This is a genomic window from Nitrospira sp., assembly GCA_016873435.1.
Lineage (GTDB): Bacteria > Nitrospirota > Nitrospiria > Nitrospirales > Nitrospiraceae > VGXF01.
In genome coordinates this window covers 87,691-110,141 of record VGXF01000006.1, presented here as the reverse complement: position 1 = coordinate 110,141, position 22,451 = coordinate 87,691, and the positions used below count along the sequence as shown (strand labels likewise).

24 protein-coding genes are annotated in these 22,451 nt (G+C 60.5%); 17 read left to right on the top strand and 7 right to left on the bottom strand.

Translation table 11 applies throughout. The features are described from left to right. The first annotated feature begins 54 nt into the window (after positions 1–54). Both FJ248_05570 and FJ248_05565 read left to right on the top strand, forming a co-directional pair. A complete protein-coding gene (locus FJ248_05570; GenBank protein MBM4120355.1) occupies positions 55–1,017 on the top strand; it encodes a UDP-3-O-acyl-N-acetylglucosamine deacetylase in 963 nt (320 codons plus the stop codon). A 102-nt stretch (positions 1,018–1,119) separates the two neighbouring features. Beyond that, positions 1,120–1,623, top strand: a complete 504-nt coding sequence (locus FJ248_05565; GenBank protein MBM4120354.1) for a hypothetical protein — start codon at positions 1,120–1,122, stop codon at positions 1,621–1,623. 1 nt (position 1,624) lies between these two features. Here the strand turns inward: FJ248_05565 and FJ248_05560 are convergent, their stop codons facing one another. From FJ248_05560 to FJ248_05550, 3 genes are read right to left on the bottom strand one after another with little or no spacing between them, the layout of a single operon-like run. Beyond that, positions 1,625–2,233: a histidine phosphatase family protein gene (locus FJ248_05560; GenBank protein ID MBM4120353.1), complete on the bottom strand. Its 609-nt coding sequence runs from the start codon at positions 2,231–2,233 to the stop codon at positions 1,625–1,627. After that, positions 2,234–3,301: a hypothetical protein gene (locus FJ248_05555; protein MBM4120352.1), complete on the bottom strand. Its 1,068-nt coding sequence runs from the start codon at positions 3,299–3,301 to the stop codon at positions 2,234–2,236. Next, the gene (locus FJ248_05550) at positions 3,298–4,455 is read right to left on the bottom strand and encodes a carotenoid 1,2-hydratase (protein MBM4120351.1); all 1,158 of its coding nucleotides are present in this window, start codon (positions 4,453–4,455) and stop codon (positions 3,298–3,300) included. Before FJ248_05550 ends, FJ248_05555 begins: the two co-directional genes overlap by 4 nt. Before the next feature lie 104 nt (positions 4,456–4,559). On the opposite strand from FJ248_05550, the gene FJ248_05545 reads away from it, so the two are divergent. The 5 genes from FJ248_05545 to FJ248_05525 all read left to right on the top strand — a co-directional run bounded on the left by FJ248_05545 (position 4,560) and on the right by FJ248_05525 (position 9,044). Next, entirely contained in the window at positions 4,560–5,234 is a 675-nt protein-coding gene (locus tag FJ248_05545; protein MBM4120350.1) for a Lon family ATP-dependent protease, read from the top strand. An 11-nt stretch (positions 5,235–5,245) separates the two neighbouring features. Then, positions 5,246–6,220, top strand: coding sequence for an ATP-binding cassette domain-containing protein (locus FJ248_05540; protein MBM4120349.1), 975 nt, complete (start codon positions 5,246–5,248; stop codon positions 6,218–6,220). A 65-nt stretch (positions 6,221–6,285) separates the two neighbouring features. Beyond that, entirely contained in the window at positions 6,286–7,065 is a 780-nt protein-coding gene (locus tag FJ248_05535; GenBank protein ID MBM4120348.1) for an ABC transporter, read from the top strand. 2 nt (positions 7,066–7,067) lie between these two features. Then, a complete protein-coding gene (locus FJ248_05530; protein MBM4120347.1) occupies positions 7,068–7,931 on the top strand; it encodes a hypothetical protein in 864 nt (287 codons plus the stop codon). Between the two features lie 480 nt (positions 7,932–8,411). Beyond that, entirely contained in the window at positions 8,412–9,044 is a 633-nt protein-coding gene (locus FJ248_05525; GenBank protein ID MBM4120346.1) for a HEAT repeat domain-containing protein, read from the top strand. Between the two features lie 187 nt (positions 9,045–9,231). Here FJ248_05525 and FJ248_05520 read toward each other — a convergent pair whose 3' ends face one another. Continuing rightward, positions 9,232–9,813, bottom strand: a complete 582-nt coding sequence (locus FJ248_05520; GenBank protein MBM4120345.1) for a sel1 repeat family protein — start codon at positions 9,811–9,813, stop codon at positions 9,232–9,234. A 99-nt stretch (positions 9,814–9,912) separates the two neighbouring features. Then, positions 9,913–10,509, bottom strand: a complete 597-nt coding sequence (locus FJ248_05515) for a hypothetical protein (GenBank protein ID MBM4120344.1) — start codon at positions 10,507–10,509, stop codon at positions 9,913–9,915. Positions 10,510–10,547: 38 nt separating this feature from the next. Here FJ248_05515 and FJ248_05510 point away from each other — a divergent pair, with 38 nt between their 5' ends. Then, positions 10,548–11,600, top strand: coding sequence for a tRNA pseudouridine(13) synthase TruD (locus tag FJ248_05510; protein MBM4120343.1), 1,053 nt, complete (start codon positions 10,548–10,550; stop codon positions 11,598–11,600). A 2-nt stretch (positions 11,601–11,602) separates the two neighbouring features. On the opposite strand, the gene FJ248_05505 is transcribed toward FJ248_05510, so the two are convergent. After that, positions 11,603–11,977 (bottom strand): zinc ribbon domain-containing protein, encoded by a 375-nt coding sequence (locus FJ248_05505; GenBank protein MBM4120342.1) that lies wholly within the window; start codon positions 11,975–11,977, stop codon positions 11,603–11,605. Between the two features lie 164 nt (positions 11,978–12,141). On the opposite strand from FJ248_05505, the gene FJ248_05500 reads away from it, so the two are divergent. Together FJ248_05500 and larB are read left to right on the top strand one after the other, a co-directional pair. Then, positions 12,142–13,176: an NAD(P)-dependent glycerol-3-phosphate dehydrogenase gene (locus tag FJ248_05500; protein ID MBM4120341.1), complete on the top strand. Its 1,035-nt coding sequence runs from the start codon at positions 12,142–12,144 to the stop codon at positions 13,174–13,176. Beyond that, positions 13,173–13,940 (top strand): nickel pincer cofactor biosynthesis protein LarB, encoded by a 768-nt coding sequence (gene larB, locus FJ248_05495; GenBank protein MBM4120340.1) that lies wholly within the window; start codon positions 13,173–13,175, stop codon positions 13,938–13,940. Before FJ248_05500 ends, larB begins: the two co-directional genes overlap by 4 nt. Positions 13,941–13,985: 45 nt before the next feature. Here the strand turns inward: larB and FJ248_05490 are convergent, their stop codons facing one another. Further along, on the bottom strand, positions 13,986–14,453 hold the full coding sequence (locus FJ248_05490) for a hypothetical protein (protein ID MBM4120339.1): 468 nt from the start codon (positions 14,451–14,453) through the stop codon (positions 13,986–13,988). A 96-nt stretch (positions 14,454–14,549) separates the two neighbouring features. Between FJ248_05490 and larC the strand changes: the two genes are divergently transcribed. The 7 genes from larC (at position 14,550) to FJ248_05455 (ending at position 22,425) form a co-directional block, all read left to right on the top strand. Next, a complete protein-coding gene (gene larC / locus FJ248_05485; protein ID MBM4120338.1) occupies positions 14,550–15,743 on the top strand; it encodes a nickel pincer cofactor biosynthesis protein LarC in 1,194 nt (397 codons plus the stop codon). A 34-nt stretch (positions 15,744–15,777) separates the two neighbouring features. After that, positions 15,778–16,809, top strand: coding sequence for a sodium:calcium antiporter (locus tag FJ248_05480; GenBank protein MBM4120337.1), 1,032 nt, complete (start codon positions 15,778–15,780; stop codon positions 16,807–16,809). A gap of 168 nt (positions 16,810–16,977) precedes the next feature. Beyond that, the gene (gene pdxA, locus FJ248_05475; GenBank protein ID MBM4120336.1) at positions 16,978–17,997 is read left to right on the top strand and encodes a 4-hydroxythreonine-4-phosphate dehydrogenase PdxA; all 1,020 of its coding nucleotides are present in this window, start codon (positions 16,978–16,980) and stop codon (positions 17,995–17,997) included. Next, on the top strand, positions 17,994–18,281 hold the full coding sequence (locus FJ248_05470) for a hypothetical protein (protein ID MBM4120335.1): 288 nt from the start codon (positions 17,994–17,996) through the stop codon (positions 18,279–18,281). The genes pdxA and FJ248_05470 overlap by 4 nt, the downstream gene beginning before the upstream one ends. Positions 18,282–18,290: 9 nt before the next feature. Continuing rightward, entirely contained in the window at positions 18,291–19,097 is an 807-nt protein-coding gene (gene rsmA, locus FJ248_05465; protein ID MBM4120334.1) for a ribosomal RNA small subunit methyltransferase A, read from the top strand. Between the two features lie 113 nt (positions 19,098–19,210). Beyond that, positions 19,211–21,718, top strand: a complete 2,508-nt coding sequence (locus tag FJ248_05460; protein MBM4120333.1) for a DNA translocase FtsK — start codon at positions 19,211–19,213, stop codon at positions 21,716–21,718. Beyond that, complete coding sequence (locus FJ248_05455; protein MBM4120332.1) at positions 21,715–22,425, top strand: outer membrane lipoprotein carrier protein LolA; 711 nt, start codon at positions 21,715–21,717, stop codon at positions 22,423–22,425. The genes FJ248_05460 and FJ248_05455 overlap by 4 nt, the downstream gene beginning before the upstream one ends. The last annotated feature ends 26 nt before the right edge of the window (positions 22,426–22,451 follow it).

The following is a 22,451-nucleotide window of genomic DNA, read 5'->3' as shown; positions in this document are numbered from 1 at the left end:
GTTACAATCATAGTGCGTGGTCAAAAAACTGGCACGTACGTTGCTCTAAATTAGATGGGTTTTTATCGAGGAATTATGCGACCGCAGCACACGTTAGCGCGCACGATCAGCTGTGAAGGGATTGGGCTCCATACCGGGCTTCCCGTCACCCTTACCATTGCTCCCGCAGCGCCCGACACCGGGCTGGTGTTCGTCCGTCGCGGTGAAGGCGAACCGGTGTTCGTGAAAGCCTCTGTCTGCAATCTCCTCGCGACCGAACTCTGCACGGCGATCAGCGTGAACGGCACCTCGATCAAGACGATCGAGCACGTGCTCTCTGCCCTGGTCGGCCTCGAAGTGGACAATGCCTACGTCGAAGTGAACGCGCCGGAAGTGCCGGTCCTGGACGGCAGCGCGGCGCCCTTCGTGAAATTACTCAAGGATGCTGGGATCGTCCCGCAGAACAAGCGGCAGCCGTTCCTGAAAATCATCAAGCCGATTGAAGTGAGCGATCGCGGCAAGCGCGTGCAGATCAAGCCGGCGGCGAGCACCAGGATCACCTATACGATCCAGTACGACCACCCGCTGATCAAGACGCAGACCTATACGTTCGACTGGTCGGTGGAGGCCTTCGAGCGGGAGATCGCAGGGGCGCGCACATTCGGTTTCTTCCAGGAAGTCGAGATGCTCTGGGCCAGAGGGCTTGCCAAGGGGGGCTCGCTGGAGAACACCGTTGTGCTGACGGAGAAGGGCGTGATGAACGAGTCTGGCCTGCGCTTTAATGACGAATTCGTCCGGCACAAGGTGCTGGACCTGGTCGGCGACGTGGCGCTGCTGGGCCTCCCGGTGATCGGGCACATCACGGCTGACCGATCAGGGCACGCGCTCCACACGAAACTTGTCGAAACGATTCTCCGCCAGCCAGATTGCTGGACCCTCGTGCAGTCTGAGCCGGTCTCCGGGTCCGCGCAGGTGAAGCCAGCGACCGTGGTGACGATGGGTCACGCGCCGGCGATGGCGGCTGCTCCCGCGCGGTAAGCCGCGCAATCCTCTCATCGTTCCCTCCCCTGTTCCCGCGTGCGTTCCCTGTGTTAGAGTAACCGCATCGAACAGTCGATGGATTTTCAAGGAGGCACGTTCATGAATCTGATCAAGTCATTCGCAGTGATCGCAGGATTGATGCTGGCGACCGCCGGCTGCAGCCATCACGGCATGCAGCACTATGGCGAGGGCAACCGCGCCGCGGCGTCGGAGCGGGGCAAGCAGGCCATGGCTGAGGCGGTGCAGAAGGCCGTGCCGGATCCCGAGAAGGCCAAGCAGGTGCAGGCGGCGATCGTCGAGATCATGGAGGAGGCCCGGCAGTCCTACAAGGCCGGTCGCGAGCAACATCAGAAACTCTATGAGCTCAACGCCAACTACAACGCTGCGCCGGAGGAGTTCACGAAAATTCTCGACGAGTTGAACAACGGCCGCATGCGGACCGGAGCTAAGATCCTCGCAATCCGATTCAAGATCAAGGAGATGCTGACGGCCGACGAGTGGAAGGCGCTGACGGACAACCTCAACGCCGCACGCGGCCGGTATACGCACGGCCATGGCCACGAGGCGATGCAAGGGAAAGAGGGCAAGAAAGACGGGTATTAATTCATTTCAGCCAGTTGAGGTCGGGCAGGGAATTTAAACATAAAAGCTTGCCCGACGACTCAGTGATCGCGAGCGCGGTTACCGAGGCATGGTCGATCTGCATGTGGCGCACCGTCTGGAGATCTGTCTCTAGGTAGTGCGCCACAATCGTTCTGATGACATCCGCATGCGTGACGATGAGAGTCGGCCCCTTCTCCTTCCGTCCCAGGAGGCGCACCGTCGCTGCCACCGCCCGCTGCTGAACCTCCGCCAGGGTTTCGCCTCCTGGCGCTCGGGCATCCTTGGGCGAGATGCTCCAGTCACGCCGAGCCGGATGCCCATCGAACTCGTTCCAATAGCGTCCTTCCCATTGGCCCATGCTAATCTCCCGCACATCGGGCTCTTCGTTGACCGTCGTGCGCAGTGCGGCGGTGAGAATCTCCGCCGTCTGTTTCGCGCGGGTCATCGGGCTGGCATAGAGGTGCGGCGAGGTGAGGATGCTCAACCGGGTGGCCAGCCGGGTTGCCTGTGTGATGCCGTTCTGATTCAACGGTACCGGGCGCTCACCCATGATCTGGCCACTGCGGTTCCAGTCGGTTTCCCCGTGGCGGATCAGAAGGAGCAACGCCATTTAATAACCCTGCGCAGGCGCGGCTGACGCCGCAGCCTGCCCCGTCAGCGGGACGCGCGTCCAGTTGGCGCTGCCGTCAGTCGAACGGTAGAGGCCGCTGCCGTTGGTGCCCGCATAGAGGAGGTTCGGATCGCGCGGACTCATAACGAGCGTCCGGATGTTTAGCGTCTCAAGCCCCTGGTTCATCGCCTGCCAGGTCTTTCCGCCGTCTGTGCTTTTCTGTACGCCGGCACGGCCGCCGGCGTAGAGCGTGGTGGGCTGTCCCGGATGCACAGCGATGCAACTGACGTATTGGTCGGGCAGGGATTCGCCGATGCGTGTCCAGGATTCTGCTTCGTTCGTTGTTTTGAAGAGCCCCTTGGTCGTGCCGGCGTAGACGGTGCTCGTGTTCACCGGGTCTACTATGAGCGTGTTGACGCCGAGTGCAAGTGAGGCGTCCAGCAGGTCTTCTGGGATCAGCCCCTTGTTAACCTTCTTCCAGGAAACTGCGCCATCGCGGCTGCGGTAGGCGCCGCCGGTCGTCCCGGCGTAGAGGAGCTTGGGATTACGCGGGTCCATGGCCATCGTCACGACAATGTGCACCTCCTTCATGCCGGCCATCTGCTCGTCCCACTCGCGTCCGCCATCGGTTGTGCGAAAGACGCCGACGGTTGTGGCGAGATAGATGGTCTCGCTCAGGGTCGGATGAAAGACGAACTGATTGACGTAGGAGACATGCTCTTTTAATCCGACGTTGTGCGGTAGCCAGTGCTGCCCGCCATCAGGGCTCTTGTAGACGGCGTCTCCCATCGTGCCGGCATAGACAGTGGCGGGCAGTTGCGGGTCGACTGAGACGGTTGTCACCCGGCGCGAACTAAAGGAGGACAATTTCTCCCAGGTCTCGCCAGCATCGCGCGTTTTGAAGACGGCGTCGTTTGTAGCAACATAGAAAATGCTGGCGTTGGTAGGATGCAACGCGATGGAGGATACCGCTTCGCTGCCCTCACCGCAGGCCGCCAAAACCAGGAGAGAGGCATACGCAAACAACTGCAAAATGTGTCGCATATGCAAAAGCATGTGCGTCATCATAGACGCTTTTTTATTGGCTTGGCGTAACCAGTCAGCTCGACATAGCCCTGTCCGGTGATGGCTGCCCCTCGCTGCGTGCCAGAAGCCGTGACCGCGCCTTCCCAGTAGGTCACCTGCGTACTATGCACAGTGACCAATTCTTGATCGGCCAGTAGCGGGCGCAGCTCGACGTCCAATGTCAGCGAGGGGACCGTCATATGCCAGCGGCTCGGGTACCTCGCGCCGCTCGTCTGACTCAACCAATGCGCGAGCGTCTCCACCTGTACATCAGCATACGAAAGGTGCCGCGTTCGGCCATCGGGGAAGATCACCGTTCCGCTAGAAGCTGGGGCAAGTGAACCGTCAGTCCGGCGCAGGCAGTAGAGCATGAGGCTGGTGTTATCGGCCAACTGGAGACTGAACCAGTCCCATCCAGAAAGGTCTGGACCCAGATCGCCCGAGCCGAATTCGTGATCCATCCAGCTCAAACCATCGACCGTGTAGGACTTCCCCTCAACCGTGACCACCCCGGTCGTCATCAGGCGCGGAAACGAATAATAATGGGAGGTTTCATGTGGGGCCGCCCCCTTGCGGCTCACGCCGTGCTCGCCGTGCACGACCGGCGGCTGATCCGGGGTGACCGTCAGATCGAGCGCAAAGTCCTCGCCGCCGGCAAGCAGGCGGTGGGGCCCGTGCGACGACGGGGCCGCCTCGGCCGACCAGTGGTCGAGCCAAACGTGGAGCCGTCCGGCTTCCGCACCGGCCTTGCCGAGGGCGGCGCGACTGATTTTTTCCGCGTAGCGAAACCGCTTTCCATCAGGGTCGGTCAGAGCCACGTGGGCCAGATAGAGATGGCGAATCGCCCATGCGGACTGATTGCCGGCCACTTTCTCCAGATCCGCAGCGCGCCGGAAAAAGGTCACCTGATAGCCAAAACGGCGGCCGTCGTTTGTCCGCAGGTGGCCAGTGTAGTACCACCATTCAGTGCGGAAGTCGTCATGCGTGCCGTGGTCGAAGGGAAAGCGATACACGTAGCCCGGTTTCGCGTTGCGGAATCCGGCCGGTGCACGCTGATCGGGAGATGTGGCCGGTACCTGCCCCGCATCGAACGTTAGGAGCACCAGCACACCAGCCACAATCCCCGTGAATCGTCGCCCGACTGAAGACGAAAACATGCGCGAGAGCTTATCACAGGCCTCCGCCATTTCGACGTTTTTCTCTCCGTGATGCGCGTTTCCGTTCGGTTGACAAGGCGCAAAAACATCGGCTATCGTGGACCATGCAAACGGAATCGGAGCGACCACAGTTCGAGCAGGAACCGGCGTTTCCCATTCCCGACCGTGTGCCGCTGTTTCCCCTGCCCGAAACAGTGTTTTTCCCAAAAACCTATCTGCCCCTGCACGTCTTCGAGCCGCGCTATCGCCAGATGGTTGCGGACACAACTGTTCGCGGCCAGTGCATCGGCATGGTGTTGCTGAAAGAAGGCTGGGAGCAGGGCTACGAAGGCAATCCGCGGGTGTTTGACGTCGGCTGCGTCGGCCGGATCGTCAGCGTCCAGTCGCTGCAGGACGGCCGATCCAACATTCTGCTCCAGGGACTCCGCCGGTTCGAAATTCAATCGCAGGACTACGACAAGCCGTATCGTGAGGCGCGCATCGCGCTCAAGCCGGAGGAAACCGACACGGCGCTGGAGCCCTCCATCCGTGCCGACCTCCTGCGCGCCGTAGGCAACTATCTCCGGTCCTGCGACGAGGGGCCCTACTGGCGCGAGCTGCTGCGGCTCGACATCTCCGACGAAATTCTGGTCAACCACCTGTCGGTCGGTCTGGAGTGCACGCCCCTTGAAAAGCAGTTTCTGCTTGAAGCCGAAACGCTTCGCCAGCGTGCCCGCCGGCTCTACGACCTACTCCAATTCATCCTGCACGAACACGGGGACGTGCAGGGGCTGGGGTGAATGAGCTCGCCATGAACCACCCCGCCATCGAGACCGCCCATCTGCGCAAGGCCTACGACCAGGTCATGGCGATCGAGGACATTTCCTTTCAGGTCCAGACCGGGGAAATCTTCGGCCTGCTGGGGCCCAACGGCGCGGGGAAGAGCACAACCCTCCGCATCCTGATCACTCTGTTGCAGCCGACCAGCGGGCAGGCGTTTGTCCTGGGCCACGACGTGGCACGGGAAGCCGACACGGTGCGCCGGCTCATCGGCTACGTGCCGCAGGAGCGGGCACTGGATCGGTTTCTCACTGGCCGCGAGCACCTCGAACTGCTGGCCGCCCTCTACCATCTGCCCAAGGACGAAGCGCGCTGCCGTATCGGCGAACTGCTCAAGCTGGTGGACCTCGAAGCCAAGGCCGATCAGCCGGCCAAAAATTATTCGGGCGGCATGAAGCGCAAGCTCGACATCGCCTGTGGGCTGCTACCCAATCCCAAAATCGTGTTTCTTGACGAGCCGACGCTTGGGTTAGATGTGCAGAGCCGGCTGCGCATCTGGGACTACGTGCGGCAGCTCAAGGCGCGTGGGATCACAATTGTGATGACAACGAACTACCTGGACGAAGCCGATCGACTGTGCGACCGGCTGGCGATCATCGACAAGGGGCGGATCAAGGCTATGGGATCGCCGGCCGAGTTGAAAGCCGCGCTGGGCGGGGACATTGTCTCACTCACCATCGGCGCGTCCGACACGCCCCGAATCGACGCGCTGGCCACGGCACTGCGCGCGTTGCCGATGGTGCGGGCAGTTAATCCCAAGCCGGCGGGCGTAGACATCCGCGTCGAATCGTCGGAAAAAGCGCTGCCCGCAGTGCTGGAGTCCGCTAATCGTGTGGGGTGCGGTCTCGAACTGGTGACCTATCACCGCCCGCGGCTCGACGACGTCTTCGTCGCGCACACGGGCCGTGCGATTCGAACCGAATTCCCAGACGAAGACCCCTGTTGAATTGTGACGGATGATTTTTTGCGGAATTACGAATTAAAGATTTTTGAGGGGCAACTCGAATTCTAATGCGCGAATATTTTCAGGAAGTTCAGGCACTAACCATGCGGTGGATCCGCCGGCTGAGCCGTGAGAAGTTCAGCATGCTCTTTACGCTCGTGCAGCCGATGCTGTTCTGGCTGATTTTTTTTGGCAATCTTTTTCAGCGGGCGGCTGACGTGCAGGTCATGCATGCGCCCAACTACATCAGCTTCCTTGCCGCGGGCGTTGTCGTGATGACGATTCTCAACAATGGGTTGGCCGGTGGAGTCGATCTACTCTTCGACAAGGAGAACGGCTTCCTCGAGCGGCTCATGTCCACGCCCATCCGCCGCACCTCCGTCGTGCTAAGCCGGTTCATCTTCGTTACGACGATCACCTGCCTTCAAGTATTGGTCATCCTCGGCGTCGCCTTTTTCTTCGGCGTCGTGCCGGCCACAGGGCTGGCAGGGGTGGCCGTCATCCTGCTGATCGCCATGCTGTTTGGTGTGGGACTCACAGCCATCTCCATGGCACTGGCGTTTTCTGCCCGGAGCCACGGGGACTTTTTTTCAGTGCTAGGCTTCCTGTCGCTGCCGATGATCTTCCTGAGCTCCGCGCTGGTGCCGTTGCAGGTGATGCCGGCCTGGATGAGTTTTCTGGCCAAGTTCAATCCGATGACTTGGGCCATCGACGCGGTCCGCCCGCTGATTCTTTCAGGCTGGGTTGAGGCGCTGCCCAAGGTCGGGATAGTCATCATGATCATGATCGTGTTCGACGCGGTGTGCTTGTACGGTAGTGCCAAAGCGTTCCGCCGGGCAATAGGATAGCCATGTCGGTGGTCAGTCAGAATCAGGTTAAAGCCCTCATTAAATTGTTATCCGACGACAACGTTCGGGTGGCGCGGACGATCGGGGATAAGCTCGTCGAAATCGGCGAGCCGGCGATTCCGCTCCTGCTCGAGGCGGAAATCGAGCAGCCGGAGATGGCGCAGCGGGTCGAAGGCTTGCTCGACGAGATTCGCGGCGGCCGGCTTGAAGAGGAGCTGCGGCTGTTGAGCGAGACCTTTGGCGCTGAGATGCCTCTTGAGAAGGGCGCGTTTCTCCTCGTGCGCTACGCCTATCCTGGGCTGGACGTGGATGGCTACGTGCGCACACTCGATACGATGGCCGAGGAGGTGCGCAACCGCATGGGCACGCGTGTCTCGGGCGAGGAGGCGGTCAAGACGCTCGGCCGTTATCTGTTCACCGAGCAGGGCTTTCGCGGCAACACCAAGAACTACTACGAACCGGACAACAGCTATCTCAACCGCGTGCTCGACCGCAAAACCGGCATTCCGATCAGCCTGTCTACGCTCTACCTGCTGATCGGCACGCGTCTCGGGCTACCGGTCCACGGCATCGGCATGCCTGGCCACTTCCTCGTGAAGTTCGAGTCGGAGCGCTACCAAATCTTTGTGGACTGCTTCAACGCCGGCGCGCTACTGACCGAAAAGGATTGCCAGCGGTTCCTCATGCAGGCCGGCTACGGATTTGAGGACAAGTACCTCCAGCGGAGCCCGTCGCGCGCCATGCTCCAGCGCATGCTCAAGAATCTCATCGCCGTCTACGACAAGATGAATGAGCACATGAAACGCAACCGCTTCATGCGGTTCATGGAGATCCTCGGCGGGACCAAACTGGAAGACGAGAAGTAACCGTCCGTTCTCTTTCTCTTCCTCGCACCTGTTTGTAGCGGAAGTGGGCGATGACATGGTCGGTGACCATGTCGAACTCCATCTGCGAGATAAAGCTGGGTGGTACTCGTAGTCGGGCGTCTGGTGTCCGGCAGGACGCTGCAAAAACACCACATCTCAGACAGTTCTGTAGTGTTTTAGTCCCTTCGACCGTTCACTTCAGCGTAGATGTCTTTGAAAAAAAGCCGGGTACTGCCGCGGGTTTCTGATGGATGTTCCAGATAAAACGACTACGGAGTTGCAACGAAATGTATAACTGTATAACGCGAACGAGGACGCAAGCATTTCCCAGGGATTGATTATTAACGTAAGCACAGCGCACGTCTATGGTAATAAATCGTCACGAAAACGAAGACTCGCGATGTATTTGCGACTGTCCTTATGCTGTTTTTGGATAAGGCGCGTTGACGGGGTGCGGGCTCCTCCCTATGATGCATATCTATGAGACTGCATTCGCAACGGGGGCCGGTCAATCCCACGGTCGGGCTGCTGCTGCTTGGGTTCATCGTCGCCTGTGTCTGGATCTGGAAGCGGCTGCCGCCGGAACTACAGGACCAAATCGTCGAGCAGGCGGTGCCCGTAGTGGCCGCCGCCGCCGTCGTCCTGCTCCTTGTCTGGCGGATCGTCAAGCGGATCAGACGGCGGGCACACATGAAGCAAGAGCGGGCGTTGCTGCTCGCGCAGTTTCAGAAAGCCACGGCGCCGGACAAGCGGCTCGAGCTAGCCTGTACGCTGGTCGAGATCAACGATTATCAAATGGAAGGGCTGGAGTCAGTCGCTGACGAGTTTCAGACGGTCTTCAGTAAGACGCTGACGACTGCGCTGGGCGACAAGCTGTACCGAGACCGTGGCCGGGCGGCCAGTTACCTCGGCGTGTTGTGCGATCCGCGGGTGGTGCCGCTGATGATGAAGGCGTTGGACGACGACCACTGGTGGGTGCGGTCGCAGGCCGCGCTGGGGCTGGGAAGGATGCGGGCAAAGGAAGCGAAAGCAAAGTTGGAGGAGATGGCGGCGGAGGATTGGGATCAAACAGTGCGTAGCCGGTGCCTGGAGGCGTTGGAGAGGATTAAGTAACTGGCGATGTATAGTTTTTGAGTAGGATAGTCAGGCAGTTGTGTTCCACCTCTCGAAGCGACCCTCCCGGGCTCTGCCGGGCAGCGCCTTCGGAAGTTTCCTGGCGAACTCGGTCAGTTTTCCCTGACAGGTATCGTCAAAAGAGGGGGTAAAAACGTCAGGGGAATACGAACATGTTTGAAACAAGTCACCTCTTGTTTTTCAATCGCGCGTAGCTCTCGCACCCCCCCTCAGACTTCAGATCGCACGCTTTCCCGTAATAGTTCAGTGCGTCCGAGTTGCTTTGCCTGACATTTGTTCCAGCTTCATATAGCACACCCAGATTGAAACACCCCAACGCATCACCTCCAACACACGCTTTACGAAACAATGCCACCGCCTCAGTAAAGTCTTGATTCACGCCTCTCCCATCTTCATGCATCAGACCCAAATAGAAACACCCTGCCGCATATCCCCCGTGACACGCATTGCGAAACATCGCTGCCGCCCGGACAGCGTCAGCGTCTTGTGTGAAAAAAGCACGCCTATCATAGATCACACCCAGATTGAAACACCCTTTCGCATCGCCTCGGTCGCATCGCGCACTCAGTTCCGTGACTTCCTTAGACTCGTCTGCCAAGGCGAGATTTGGGAAAATCGACGCTGCAAATAGCGTACTGACGAGCAACAGATACCGACGATTCATACAAGAACCTCCGAAAAGAGAAAGTGCAGCAGGCATATGCCTCATTGAGTAGGTGCCGAATTCGCAGAAGTAAAGCCTTCGCACGTCCGGTCCGTAATGCAGATGTGATATTGGGTTGAGACTCCCTTGAGTTCTGAAAAGTTCTCGAGCGTGTGGTCGAAGATAAATACGAGGCGGTCCTGGTTACTTGCTGACGTGCTCAATGGCACTGCGGTCGCGGTCGGTCAACCGATAGCCTCGCTCGTAGAGCGTGTTCATGCCAGCCATAATTTTTTCCATTCTGGCTGCCTGATGGATAGCATCGAAGGTGGCTTCGAGTTCTGCGAGAAAAGCCGGGGTCGGGCGATCGCGGTTGTAAGTCAGCCCGAACGACTCCATGACATCCTGCAATTCGGCCGTGTTGTAGCGGTCGTCGTCGTTGCGATCTCCCACCAGCACAAACTGATAAAAAGTGAGACTGACAGAGAGCGCGGATTGTGTTCTGCTAAACGCTTCGCGTGCGGCATTGATCCCCCCTGGATAGCGGGCAGGGCAGTCGTACGTGTTGATCGGTTGTTCGTGCCAGGCGATGCCTTCCGCCTTCGGCAGGGGCGGCTTCTTTTCCTGCCTGTAGAACCAGTCAGTGCAGCGCTCCGCTTCGTGGAAGGCCCGCTTGTCTTGCTGAATCTGTCGGTTGATGTGCGTGATGAGTCCCTGGAAGACGTTTACGGATTGAGCCGCGACAGGACTGACCAGCCAGAGCAGGCCAATCCATGCTACGATGAAAACCCATCTTTGCATCAACAGCACGAACGGCAGTATAACACGGCACCTTCCCTATGCCTACGCACGCTGACGAGACGCTGCCGTATTTGACCGGGCATCTGACCGGTACTGGCGGTGTGATCCGCAGCACGCCGGAGGATTTTCGTGTTGAGGAGAAACCGCTCTATCTGCCGTGCGGTCAGGGGGAGCATTTGTATCTGTCCATCACCAAGTGCGGGCTTTCCACACCGCAGCTTGTTTCGAAATTGTCCTCTACACTTGGTGTGAAGGCGCAGGGAATCGGCGTGGCCGGGTTGAAAGACGCGCGCGCGGTCACGACCCAGATGGTGTCGGTGCATGGGGCGACCCCGGAATTAATTACCAGGCTCAAGACAGACGAACAGGTGCGGTCTATTGAGATACTGGGCCGCCACCGGAATCGCCTCAGGCCCGGCCACCACTCAGGTAATACGTTTCGTCTTGTGATTCGAAAAACCGAGCCGTCCGCATCAGCCGTCGTCCCGCAGATCATGGAAGAATTAACCAAACGCGGCGTGCCCAACTATTTCGGTCCACAGCGACAGGGACGCCAGGGTACTAATTTCGAAGTGGGCGCAGCGCTGCTCTACGATGAACAACGGCGGAACAAAATGCCCCGCGCCAAGCGCATCTGGTATCTCAACGCCTACCAATCCATTCTGTTTAATCGCATTCTCTCCAAGCGTATTGCCCGGATTGACCGCATACTCGTCGGCGACTGGGCAATGAAGCACGCCAACGGTGCCTGCTTTCACGTCGAAGACGCGGCGGTGGAGCAGAAACGGGTTGATGTCTTCGAGATCAGTCCAACGGGAGTGCTGTTCGGCTCGCGAGCCTCCTGGGCAACAGGCGAGCCGGGTGGAATTGAACGGGAAGTGGCTGCCGAGTTCGATGCGACGCCCGAATCGTTGCTGGAAGCGGGAAAAGCCTGCGGCTTTCGCGGCGAACGCCGCGCCTTGCGCGTGAAGTTGGAGAGTCCGAATTGGTCTGTTGAAGGTGACACCGTAACGGTGAGTTTTACGCTCCCGCCCGGCGCGTATGCTACCAATGTGCTGAGAGAATTAACAAAGATTTACGAGTTGGGCTGAGCCTACTTCCTCTTCCGCAGCAACCAGGAACAATACAACCCGGCGATGCCAATGGTGGAGAGTTCGATGGTTGCCATCATGCGGGACACGACGGCGCCCCGTTCGGGCGGTTCCCAATAGAATGAAAAACCAAGGAACTCCGGTGGATGGCCCGGCGGGGTTTCCCACGGCGGAATAAGCAGGGCGAGCAGCAGCGCTGCCACCATGACATAGAGCGCCGTCATGTTCAGCTCTTCCGTGTCGGGGGAAGTGGCGGGACGCGGCAGGTTGGGGGCGGCGGTCGCAGTCTGTTCGGTGGGCCGGATCGGTTTTCCGCAGCGTGTGCAGTAGCGATGCCCATCGAACAGCTCGTGGCCGCATGTGGTGCAGGTGTTCATCAACTCTACAGTACACATCTGTGGGAGAAAATGCGACTGTCTCGATCCGGTTCATTGACACAGCAAGGGGGCGGTCGTCATAATCTTTCACGTTAAAACGGTTGCGGAAAGAACACTTGTGAGTTCGAAAAAACTCAGACAGCGCCTTCGACGACACCATCACCATGCAGGGTAAACCTGAAGACCAGCGGGTGGCTGTCATCGGAGCGGGTGCCTGGGGCACGGCGCTCGCGCATTTGCTCGCGGCCAAGGGTATGCCGGTTTGGCTCTGGGCCTATGAACGCGAAGTGGTAGACGCGATCCGCAACAAGCACGAAAACACCGTCTTTCTTCCGGGCCGCAAGCTGCACGCCAACATTACGCCAACTGGGACGCTGCCCGATGCGATTCAACAGGCCACGTTGGTCATCTTTGCCGTACCGTCGCACGCCGCCCGTACGGTGCTGAGCCAGCTCACGTCGCTTCTGTCTTCGCCGGTGCCGTTCATCAGTGCGACCAAAGGCATCGAGGAGGGCACCATGTCGCTCATGTCCGATGTGATGAAGGAACTGCTGGTGCCGGTGATGCATCCCACAATCCTGGTGCTCTCCGGTCCCAGCTTCGCGCAGGAGGTCGGGCAGGGTCTGCCCACCGCGGTGACGCTGGCAGGCCAGGATGCGAACACGGTGAAACGGATTCAAGCCCTGCTCATGACGCCGATGTTCCGCGTGTACGCGTCCGCCGATATGGTTGGCGTCCAGCTCGGTGGTGCATTGAAAAACGTCATGGCGATTGCCACCGGCGTGGTGGACGGGTTGAAGCTCGGGCACAACGCGCGGGCCGCCCTGATCACGCGCGGGCTGGCCGAAATGGTCCGCCTCGGCGTCGCCATGAAGGCGGACCCCAAAACCTTTTACGGACTGTCCGGGCTTGGTGATCTCGTGCTGACCAGCACGGGCCCGCTCAGTCGAAATTACGGCGTCGGCGTCCGGCTGGGGCAGGGTGAAACGATCGAGGAAGTTTTGAAGGGCTCCCGCACGGTGGCCGAGGGCGTCCGGACCGCGCGGGCCGTGCTGGGTCTGGCTCAGAGGTACAAGGTGGATATGCCGCTCGTGCAGGAAGTCTACAAGGTTCTCTATGAAGGCAAGCTCTCCCGGCAGTCGGTTGTTGAGCTGATGATGCGGGCGGCCAAGGACGAAGCCGACGGGGCCAAACCATGACCCGCGAACAGATCGAACACCTGCTGCGCCAGGTGCAGCGCGGACGCCTCTCTCTGTCGGCTGCGGTGCGCCGCTTGGAAAGCCTCCCCTACGAAGACCTCGGTTTCGCCACCGTCGATCACCATCGCGCGCTCCGCCAGGGATTTCCGGAAGTCATTTTCTGTGAAGGGAAGACGACGGCGCAGGTCGTGGCCATCGCGAAGGGGCTGCTAGCGAAAGGCGGCCCGCTGCTGGCCACGCGGGTGTCGGCCCAGACCGCAAAGGCGCTGAAAAAACTGAACCGCCGCGCGCAGTACCACGAGCTGGCCCGCACGGTGTTGGTGCAGCCGCAGCCGCCGGCGCGCACGGGCGACATCTTGATTGTGACGGCGGGGACGGCCGATGTGCCGGTGGCTGAGGAGGCGCGCGTGACGGCCGAGAGTATGGGCAGCCGCGTCGAAACGCTCTACGACGTCGGCGTGGCCGGCATCCATCGCGTGCTGACCCGCCATGAGCGTATCCGGCGCGCGCAGGTGCTGATCGTGGTAGCCGGCATGGACGGAGTGTTGCCCAGCGTGGTTGGAGGGCTCGTGGACAAGCCGGTGATCGCCGTACCAACGAGCCGCGGCTACGGCGCGAGTTTCGGCGGCCTCGCGGCGCTGCTGACAATGCTCAATTCTTGCGCGGCCGGGGTCGGCGTTATGAACATCGACAACGGGTTCGGCGCCGGTGTCCTGGCGCATCGGATTAATGTCTTAGGCAAGGGGCAAGGGGCTGGAGGCTAGCGGACCGAGTTACTTTCCTCGCGCCCTGTGCCTCGAACCCAGTTGTCATTTGATCTCAATCGTCCCCCGTTTGGGCCAGGAGCGCATGAACGTCCGCGGCCCCTTCTCGCCCACTGCCAGCAGCTTTGCCTGCACTTCATAGGTATAGCGGCCGGCGCCGACGACCTGCGCGTGCTGGTCCTTACCGTCCCAGGTCAGCGTGACCGTTAGATGGTCGTCCGTTTTTGGCGACGGCACTGTCAGCGGCTGGCGAATGGACAGGAACCGCATCGACCGCTTCGACGGCGAGCTGATCAGCGAGGACACTTCCAGGACCAGTTGGGCGTCCAGATAGGTGGGGAGATCGATTTCGACAATCAGATCTAATGAGCCGCTGGAGGCCACGTACGACTCTGGCGCCAGGGTCGCCTGAACAATACGGAGATCCGGTTCAATCGCCGGGGGTCGTTTGGTTGCGGCATGCAGCCCACCGGAGACAAACCACGCGACGCCGATTGCGGCAAGGACACCCACGCGAAGAAGCAGCATGGCGACAGGGGATAGCACAGGGTCTGGGACCTGTCAACGCGCAGTATGGCACATTGCCGGTAAGCGCAGCTCTGCGTTAAGATGGCCACCGTGACGCAGCTTCATTTTGATTGTTTTTCCGGCATGAGCGGCGACATGACCCTTGGCGCCCTTGTGGACGCGGGGCTTCCATTGGCCGACCTGACAAAGGGGCTCAAGGCTGTGCCGCTCCGCGGCTATTCGTTGCGTGCCCGGGCCGTCCGGCGGAACGGGATACCTGCCACCAAGGTGGACGTGAACATCCGGGATGGATTACGCGCGCCGCTATCCGTCGCACGCATTCACAAGCTGATTTCGTCGAGCCGCCTTCCTGATCCAGTTAAAACCAGGAGCCACGAAGTCTTTGATCGACTGGCGATGGCCGAGGGACAGGCGCACAAAGTGCTGGTGGCCCACGTGCATTTTCACGAAGTTGGCGTGATCGACTCGCTGGTGGATGTGATCGGCAGTGTGTTGGGCTGCCACCTGCTTGGCGCAGAGCGGATCACCGCGTCGCCCGTCAATCTGGGATCGGGCACCATTGCATGCGAGCACGGCACGTTGCCGGTGCCCGGACCTGCGGTGGGGGCGCTTGCGAAAGGGCTGCCGGTCTATAGCGCTGGGCCTGCGCGCGAATTGACGACGCCAACGGGCCTCGCGCTGGTGAGCGTGCTCGCGCAGGAATTCACGCTACTGCCGCTCATGAGACCAACGGCCATCGGCTACGGGGCGGGAGGAGCCGATCCTCACGGCTGGACCAACGCGCTGCGCGTGTTCATCGGCGAGGCCGTGCCATCGGCCCTCCCCGATCAGGACGTCATCGTGCAGCTCGAGACCAATTTGGACGATCTAAACCCGCAGGCCTATGAAACTGTCATGGCACGCTTGTTTGCCGCCGGCGCGTTGGACGTGACCCTCGCGCCAGTCATCATGAAGCGCGGCCGGCCGGGCATTGTATTGACCGCGCTCGCCTTGCCGAACAAGGCAGACGCGGTGGCAGGCGTGATCCTGTCCGATACGACGTCGCTCGGCGTGCGCATGCAGGAGATTCGGCGGCGCCTGCTGGCCCGTCAGATGGAGGCCGTGTCGCTGCGCAACGGGGTAGTGCGCATCAAGGTCGCGACGCTGGGTCGTGGAAAAACCAAGGCGGCACCGGAATACCAAGACTGCAAGCGAATTGCTGAAAAAACGGGGCGGCCCGTGCACGAAGTCATGGCCGAAGCGGCTGCTGCCCATCGCGCGCGCCGTAAAAAGTAAACAATCAGATGATTTCCGCAACGAGTGACGGTTCATGTTCCTCAGTTCAAGCCCAGAGGCTCGTATGAGCCTGTGGGCGGCCCTGGGCCTGTTTGGGGTATCGATTGGGGTGACGTTGGCCGCCTGCTCGCTGTTTACCAACGGCATCGAGTGGTTCGGTAAGCGCCGCAAGTTGCCCGAAGGCGCCATCGGCAGCGTGCTCGCCGCCATTGGGACGACGATGCCTGAAACCTCCATTCCCGTCATTGCGATCTTTTTTGGTACCGGGCAGGAGCGGGCGGATGTCGGCATCGGCGCCATTCTCGGCGCGCCTTTCATGCTGGGTACGTTGGTGCTGCCGATTCTCGGTTTCCTCGTGCTTCTCTATGCCGGGATGGGCAAGCGCGCCGCGGTCTTCCATCTGGACTACAACGAAGTGCGAATCGACCTGCTGTTTTTCCTGATCGCCTACAGCACGGCAGTTGGTTGCGCGTTTGTGACGTCGGCGCCCCTGCGCTATGTGGCAGCCGGCCTACTGGTGACAATGTACCTCTATTACATGAAGCTGAAGTTTGCCGGCGCGTCGGACGGCGAGGCTATGCTCGAGCCACTGATCTTTTCGCCAAAGCGCGCCGTGCCGGCCTATTTCATAATCGTCATCCAGGCGGTGGTCGGCCTGGCCGGACTGGCGGCGGGGGCCCACCTCTTCGTGACGGCGACGGAGACCATCGCGAAGTCCGTGCACGTGTCACCCTTGATTCTGGCGCTGCTGATCGCGCCGCTGGCCACGGAGCTGCCGGAACTGTCGAACAGCTTCTTGTGGCTCTACCGCAAGAAGGACACACTGGCGGTTGGTAACGTGACCGGCGCGATCGTCTTCCAGAGCACGGTGCCCGTGTCGGTGGGGCTGTTTGGGACAGAATGGCAACTGGCACCCACGGCGATGACCACGATGGGCCTCGCACTCACGTCGATCGCCTGGTGCTATGCGCAGTTGCTCGTGGGCGGGCACTGGCGACCCTGGCTGCTGGCTGTCGGTTCGGTACTCTATCTTGGCTATACGGTGGCAATCGCCTATGGGTTTTGATGACGGACAGGTAAGGCCATCGAGATCTTAGAGGGGATTCCTATCAACCGTGACGGCTAGTAAAAATGCTTGTCGGTTTCTACAGTAAGGTGGGACCAGAGGTAATTGATAATTCGTTCCAGGGTTAAGAGTGGTACGAGTACGCGTGGTAGTCTTGCCAGGGATTTGATGAAACGCAATGTCCGAAAGCCTGTTCTAGCGTTGACGATGGGCGATCCGGCTGGGATCGGACCGGAAGTTATCGCGAAGGCCTGTGCGATGCCGGCGGTGCGCCGCCTGTGCCGGCCGGTTGTGGTCGGTTCGCTGCCGGTGATGGAGCACACGGTGCGTTCGTTGCGTCTTCCGTTGAAAGTTGTCCGTGTCACCGGACACGGCGAATCGATTGAGCGTCTGCGCACGCTGCCCGTATTCGATCCGTTGGAGAAAGCGCTGGGCCAATTTCAAATGAGCGCAGTGAGCAAGCAGACTGGCGCGGCCTCGGCACTGTTCGTCGAGAAAGCCGTTAGGCTGACCATGCTTGGCTGCTTTGACGGGATTGTGACGGCTCCCATTAATAAGAAAGCAATTAATCTGGCCGGGTACGACTATCCGGGCCACACCGAATTGCTGGCCGACCTCACGAAGGCCAAGGAGTCCGGCATGATGATCCTGGGCGGACCGCTCAGGATTATCTTTGTGACTACCCACGTGGCGCACCGAGAGCTGGCCGCTACGCTTTCCACAGAAAAAATCGCCAAAGCCATCCGGCTCATGCACAAGGTGCTGCGCGAATCGTTCGGTATCGCGCGGCCGCGCATCGGCGTGGCCGCGCTCAATCCGCATGCGGGCGAGCAGGGCCTCTTTGGCAACGAGGAGGCACGTGTGATCGCGCCGGCCTGCCGCCAGGCGCGCGCGCGGGGCATTCGTGCCAGTGATCCGCTGCCGGCCGACACGCTCTTTGGCAAGGCTGTACGTGGCAGCTACGACGGCGTGGTGGCCATGTACCACGATCAAGGTCTGATCCCGCTCAAGCTGCTTGCGTTTGGAACTTGCGTGAACATGACTGTGGGGCTGCCGATCATCCGCACCTCAGTGGATCACGGCACGGCGTTCGACATTGCTGGCAAGGGCAAGGCCGATCCCGGCAGCATGGTCGAGGCCATCACGCTGGCGGCCAGGCTGGCCGCCAGAAAGAGGCGTGTCCAATGAGCCCCGTCAAAACGCTGCTTGAGGCACAGCTCAAGGAGCTGGATGCCATCGAGAAGGAAACCGCTACACAGAACATGAATACAATGCGCGGCCTTGAGTTTGTACATGCCTGGAAGGTGCAGGCGGTAGCCTTGATCTCACAGCACGTCAGTCCCCAAGCCGCGAAACGGCTGGCCGACGCGAAGCCAGGGCCGTCCTTCACAAATGATCTGTTTGAGGAATTTGCTGACGAAGTGGATGTCTACCGGCAAGCCGTGCGCGCCGTGATGAAAGAGCTTCCGTAGACCGACCGCGTGACGCTGCCACCTCCCAAGAAGCGCCTCGGGCAGCATTTCCTCACTGATCACAACATTGTCAGGAAAATCGTCGCGGCTGCCCGGCTTGGCCCGGCCGACACCGCGCTGGAGATCGGCCCGGGCCGCGGCATTCTGACCAGGGCACTCTGTGAACAAGCGGGGAAAGTCATTGCGGTAGAAGTGGACCGCTCCCTCGAAGACACGCTACGCGTGGCCCTGGCTGATACCGGCAATCTGGATCTGCTATTCGGTGATGCGCTCGACTTTGTCTATGCCACGTTGCCTAAAGGTACAGTGGTAGTGGCCAATCTGCCCTATGTCATCACGACGCCGCTACTGTTTAAATTGCTCGAGGCCCACGAGCGGATTGATCGGATGGTGCTGATGGTGCAGACCGAAGTCGCGAAACGTTTTGTCGCGAAGCCCGGTACGAAAGACTACGGTATTCTCTCGGTGCTGACGCAATACCGGGCTGAGCCGGCCTTGGCCTTTTCCGTTTCCGCCGGCTGCTTCCGGCCCAAGCCTGCGGTGAATTCGACGGTCGTCACCATGGCGATGCGGCGCGCGCCGGCGGCGGCCGTGGAGAATGAGGCGGTGTTCATCCGGACCGTGCGGGCGGCCTTCGCGCATCGCCGCAAGACGCTCGCCAATTCACTGCGCGACGAGGGATTGCTGTCCGAACAGATCGCGCAGGCGTTGGCACAGGCTGGCATCGCGCCAACGGTGCGGGCAGAGACGCTGGAGTTGAAAGCTTTTGCTGCGCTTGCGAACGAACTTGCAAGGGGTAGAGGGGCAATGGGGTAGAGGGCACAGACTGGCACACGGATCAATGTCTTTTCCGTGTTTCCTTCCCCCGTCTGCCCCAGTATCCCTTTACCCCTTGTCCCGTGATTGGCAAGGTGTTACCATCGCACGTTATGGGTGTAGCCACCACGGCGAAACGCGGCGACGCCCGCGGCCCGTCCAAGCCCCCAATCCATTTAAAACATGAGGTGATCGGCGTCATCCTGATCACCCTGAGCCTGCTCACGCTCCTGAGCCTGGTGTCATTCGTTCCCACCGATATCCCTTTGGTTAGCTCGCCAGTCGAGAAAGCTGTGTCCCCCGGTTCCACAAAAAACATGATCGGCTCTGTCGGCGCGACGCTGGCGACACTGTTCTTCGGCTCTATCGGCGGTGGGGCCTACCTGTTGTCGTTTCTGCTTGCCATGTTGGGCGCACGCTGTTTTGTCGAGGGCGAGCTGGCCGTGACGATTCGCAGCGCGGTCGGCTCGCTCGCGGCGCTGCTGTTTCTGAGCGGCCTCCTGCATCTGGAAGTCACAGCCATTCCCACGCTCTCGAGCGGCCTGGTCTATCGGGGCATGGCAGGCGGGCAAGTGGGCCAGGCCATCGCCGACGGTCTGCGCAGCCACTTCGCCAGCACGGGCGCCCATATTATTGTCCTGGCCGGCCTGACCATCTCGTTGCTGCTGGCGACGCCCATATCGCTGGCCGATCTTGGTCGGGCGCTCTCAAATTGGTGGATCGCCGGCAGTGAGATGGTAATCCTCCGTCTGCCGGTCTTCTGGGAACGATTCAAGGAAACGGCCTCGGCGCTGCTGCCGGAACGGACGGGGGAGGAAGCCAAAAAGGAACGGAAGCCCAAACCAAAGCCGCTTAAGATCAACCGACCCGATCCGCTTCCGGCCGCCGCGGCTCTGGCACCGGCTGTCGAGGAGAAACCGGTGGCTCCTGCGCTAGAACCGGCACCCGAGCTAGGGGCTACCGCGGCCGCCCCCGATCTGCTACCGGCCGAGCCGGTCATAAAGGAAACCAAGAAAAATTCAAAGAAGGCCCGGGTGGTCACCGCCCGCGCCGCATTGGACGGGTACATGCTCCCGGATCCGCTGGAACTGTTGAGCGATCTGCCCGTGCCGCCGGATCGTCTGACTGACGAACAGTTGAAAGCACAATCTGATGTGCTGACCAAGGCGTTGTTGAATTTTGGCATCGACGGCAAGGTCATAGAGGTGCACCCGGGTCCCGTTGTGACGATGTACGAATTCGAACCGGCGCCCGGCGTGAAGGTGGCGCGCATCGTCAATCTCGCGGACGACCTCGCGCTGGCGATGAAGGCGATCAGCCTGCGGATCGTGGCGCCGCTGCCCGGCAAGTCTGTTGTCGGCGTAGAGGTCCCCAACCCCAACCGCGAAACCGTATCGCTGAAGGAAGTGCTCGCGCACGAGGCGTTCACGAAGTCCCGCTCGAAGCTGCGGCTGGCGCTGGGTAAGGACATTTTTGGCAAGCCGGTGGCGGCCGACCTCAAGACGATGCCGCATCTGCTCGTAGCCGGTGCGACCGGCGCGGGCAAAAGCGTGGGGCTGAACACGATGCTATTAAGCCTCCTGTTCACGGCCAAGCCCGACGAAGTGAAGCTGCTGCTGGTGGATCCTAAAATGCTTGAGTTCAAGACTTATGACGGCCTGCCACATTTGCTGCGGCCCGTGATCACGGATGCGAAGTCGGCGGCGCGTGGGCTCGGGTGGGTGGTACAGGAAATGGAGCGTCGCTATAAGCTGCTCGCTGAAGCGGGCGTCCGCAATGTGGACGACTACAATCGCCGCGTCGGGCAGGAACAGAACGTGATGTCTAGGAAGGTTCCGGATTCGAAGACCACGCAGGAGGATCTGCCAATCGAATTTCTCTCCGAAGATGCCCGTCTGGCGGTAGGCGAAAGCACGGCGACGGAGGGGGCCAGACAGGTCATGGAACCGAAAACGCCACCCTCTCCGCTGCCTTACATCGTGGTGATGATTGATGAGCTAGCGGATTTAATGGCGGTGGCACCGAAGGATGTTGAGGAAAAAATCGCGCGTTTGGCCCAGATGGCACGTGCTTCCGGCATCCATCTGATCCTGGCCACACAGCGCCCGTCGGTGGACGTACTGACCGGTTTGATCAAAGCCAACTTCCCTGCGCGCATCGCGTTCCAGGTGTCATCGAAGACAGACTCGCGGACGATTCTCGATGCGAATGGCGCTGAGGCGCTGCTGGGACGCGGCGACATGCTCTATTCGGCTTCCGGAACAGGCAAGATCGTCCGCCTGCATGGATCCTACATGCCAGATGAGGATGTGCACCGCGTCGTAGAATTCGTCAAGAAGCAGGCTTCGCCCGTCTACACGGAGGAATTGCAGTCGCTCAAGCAGGATGACGAAAGGGACGAGGAAGGGCAAGACGACGTCTACGAGCAGGCCAAGGAACTCGTCATCACGTCTGGTCAGGCCTCCGCGTCGCTGATCCAGCGGCGGCTGAGCGTGGGCTATCCGCGCGCGGCGCGCATGATCGAGCAGATGGAGCAGGAGGGCATCATCGGCGCACCGGGGCGCAACGGCCGCCGCGAAGTGTTGGTGCGCCGGGGGACGGTCGGCGGGGACGAGCCGTGATTCGTTGGGCAGTGCTCGTGCTGGGCCTGACGACGCTTGCAGCTGGACCGTTGCAGGCTGCCGACGAACAGAAAGACGACAAGGCGCTAGCCGAGGTCCGCGACGTCGTCAAAAAAATCCAGGCCCGCTACGAGCAGACAAAGGACCTCCAGGCGGAGTTCAAGCAGACCACGCGCATCGAAGGGTTCGCCACACCGCTGACCTCCAGCGGAAATCTCTTCGTCAAAAAGCCGGAGCGGCTGCGATGGGACTACCGCGAGCCGGGCGTGCAGGAAATCTACGTCCACGGCAACGACCTGATGATGTACGTTCCCCAGCACCGGCAAGTGCTGATCGGTCACCTAACTCAGATGGCGACTTCCCAGGCACCCTTGCAGTTGCTCCAGGGGGCTGCGGCACTGGAGGAGCACTTCGACGCTCAGCCCACCCTGGGGGGTCTGCGGGGAGAAGGCGGGCTGCCACTGGTGACGCTGATTCCGAAGGATGCCGGAGTCCAGTCGGTGAAAACGGTGGTCCGTATCGTGGTGGAGGCCCAGCCGAAGAGCTATTTCATCAAGAGCGTGGCCATCCACGAAGTCAGTGGGAATGTGGCCACGTTTGAGTTCAAAAACCTGAAACCGAATACCGGCCTGAAGAGTACACTGTTTGAGTTTGCCATTCCCGCTGGAGTAGAAGTGGTGAAGGCGCCTGCGCTCGGGCCTCCGTGACGTGCGGCGTCCAGCAGGTCGTGGGA

What these genes read in the sequence shown, in the direction of transcription:
- FJ248_05570 (MBM4120355.1), top strand. Translation starts at nt 55, where the DNA reads ATGGGTTTTTATCGAGGAATTATGCGACCGCAGCACACGTTAGCGCGC.
- FJ248_05565 (MBM4120354.1), top strand. Translation starts at nt 1,120, where the DNA reads ATGAATCTGATCAAGTCATTCGCAGTGATCGCAGGATTGATGCTGGCG.
- FJ248_05560 (MBM4120353.1), bottom strand. Translation starts at nt 2,233, where the DNA reads ATGGCGTTGCTCCTTCTGATCCGCCACGGGGAAACCGACTGGAACCGC.
- FJ248_05555 (MBM4120352.1), bottom strand. Translation starts at nt 3,301, where the DNA reads ATGATGACGCACATGCTTTTGCATATGCGACACATTTTGCAGTTGTTT.
- FJ248_05550 (MBM4120351.1), bottom strand. Translation starts at nt 4,455, where the DNA reads ATGTTTTCGTCTTCAGTCGGGCGACGATTCACGGGGATTGTGGCTGGT.
- FJ248_05545 (MBM4120350.1), top strand. Translation starts at nt 4,560, where the DNA reads ATGCAAACGGAATCGGAGCGACCACAGTTCGAGCAGGAACCGGCGTTT.
- FJ248_05540 (MBM4120349.1), top strand. Translation starts at nt 5,246, where the DNA reads ATGAACCACCCCGCCATCGAGACCGCCCATCTGCGCAAGGCCTACGAC.
- FJ248_05535 (MBM4120348.1), top strand. Translation starts at nt 6,286, where the DNA reads ATGCGCGAATATTTTCAGGAAGTTCAGGCACTAACCATGCGGTGGATC.
- FJ248_05530 (MBM4120347.1), top strand. Translation starts at nt 7,068, where the DNA reads ATGTCGGTGGTCAGTCAGAATCAGGTTAAAGCCCTCATTAAATTGTTA.
- FJ248_05525 (MBM4120346.1), top strand. Translation starts at nt 8,412, where the DNA reads ATGAGACTGCATTCGCAACGGGGGCCGGTCAATCCCACGGTCGGGCTG.
- FJ248_05515 (MBM4120344.1), bottom strand. Translation starts at nt 10,509, where the DNA reads ATGCAAAGATGGGTTTTCATCGTAGCATGGATTGGCCTGCTCTGGCTG.
- FJ248_05510 (MBM4120343.1), top strand. Translation starts at nt 10,548, where the DNA reads ATGCCTACGCACGCTGACGAGACGCTGCCGTATTTGACCGGGCATCTG.
- FJ248_05505 (MBM4120342.1), bottom strand. Translation starts at nt 11,977, where the DNA reads ATGAACACCTGCACCACATGCGGCCACGAGCTGTTCGATGGGCATCGC.
- FJ248_05500 (MBM4120341.1), top strand. Translation starts at nt 12,142, where the DNA reads ATGCAGGGTAAACCTGAAGACCAGCGGGTGGCTGTCATCGGAGCGGGT.
- larB (MBM4120340.1), top strand. Translation starts at nt 13,173, where the DNA reads ATGACCCGCGAACAGATCGAACACCTGCTGCGCCAGGTGCAGCGCGGA.
- larC (MBM4120338.1), top strand. Translation starts at nt 14,550, where the DNA reads ATGGCCACCGTGACGCAGCTTCATTTTGATTGTTTTTCCGGCATGAGC.
- FJ248_05480 (MBM4120337.1), top strand. Translation starts at nt 15,778, where the DNA reads ATGTTCCTCAGTTCAAGCCCAGAGGCTCGTATGAGCCTGTGGGCGGCC.
- pdxA (MBM4120336.1), top strand. Translation starts at nt 16,978, where the DNA reads ATGAAACGCAATGTCCGAAAGCCTGTTCTAGCGTTGACGATGGGCGAT.
- FJ248_05470 (MBM4120335.1), top strand. Translation starts at nt 17,994, where the DNA reads ATGAGCCCCGTCAAAACGCTGCTTGAGGCACAGCTCAAGGAGCTGGAT.
- FJ248_05460 (MBM4120333.1), top strand. Translation starts at nt 19,211, where the DNA reads ATGGGTGTAGCCACCACGGCGAAACGCGGCGACGCCCGCGGCCCGTCC.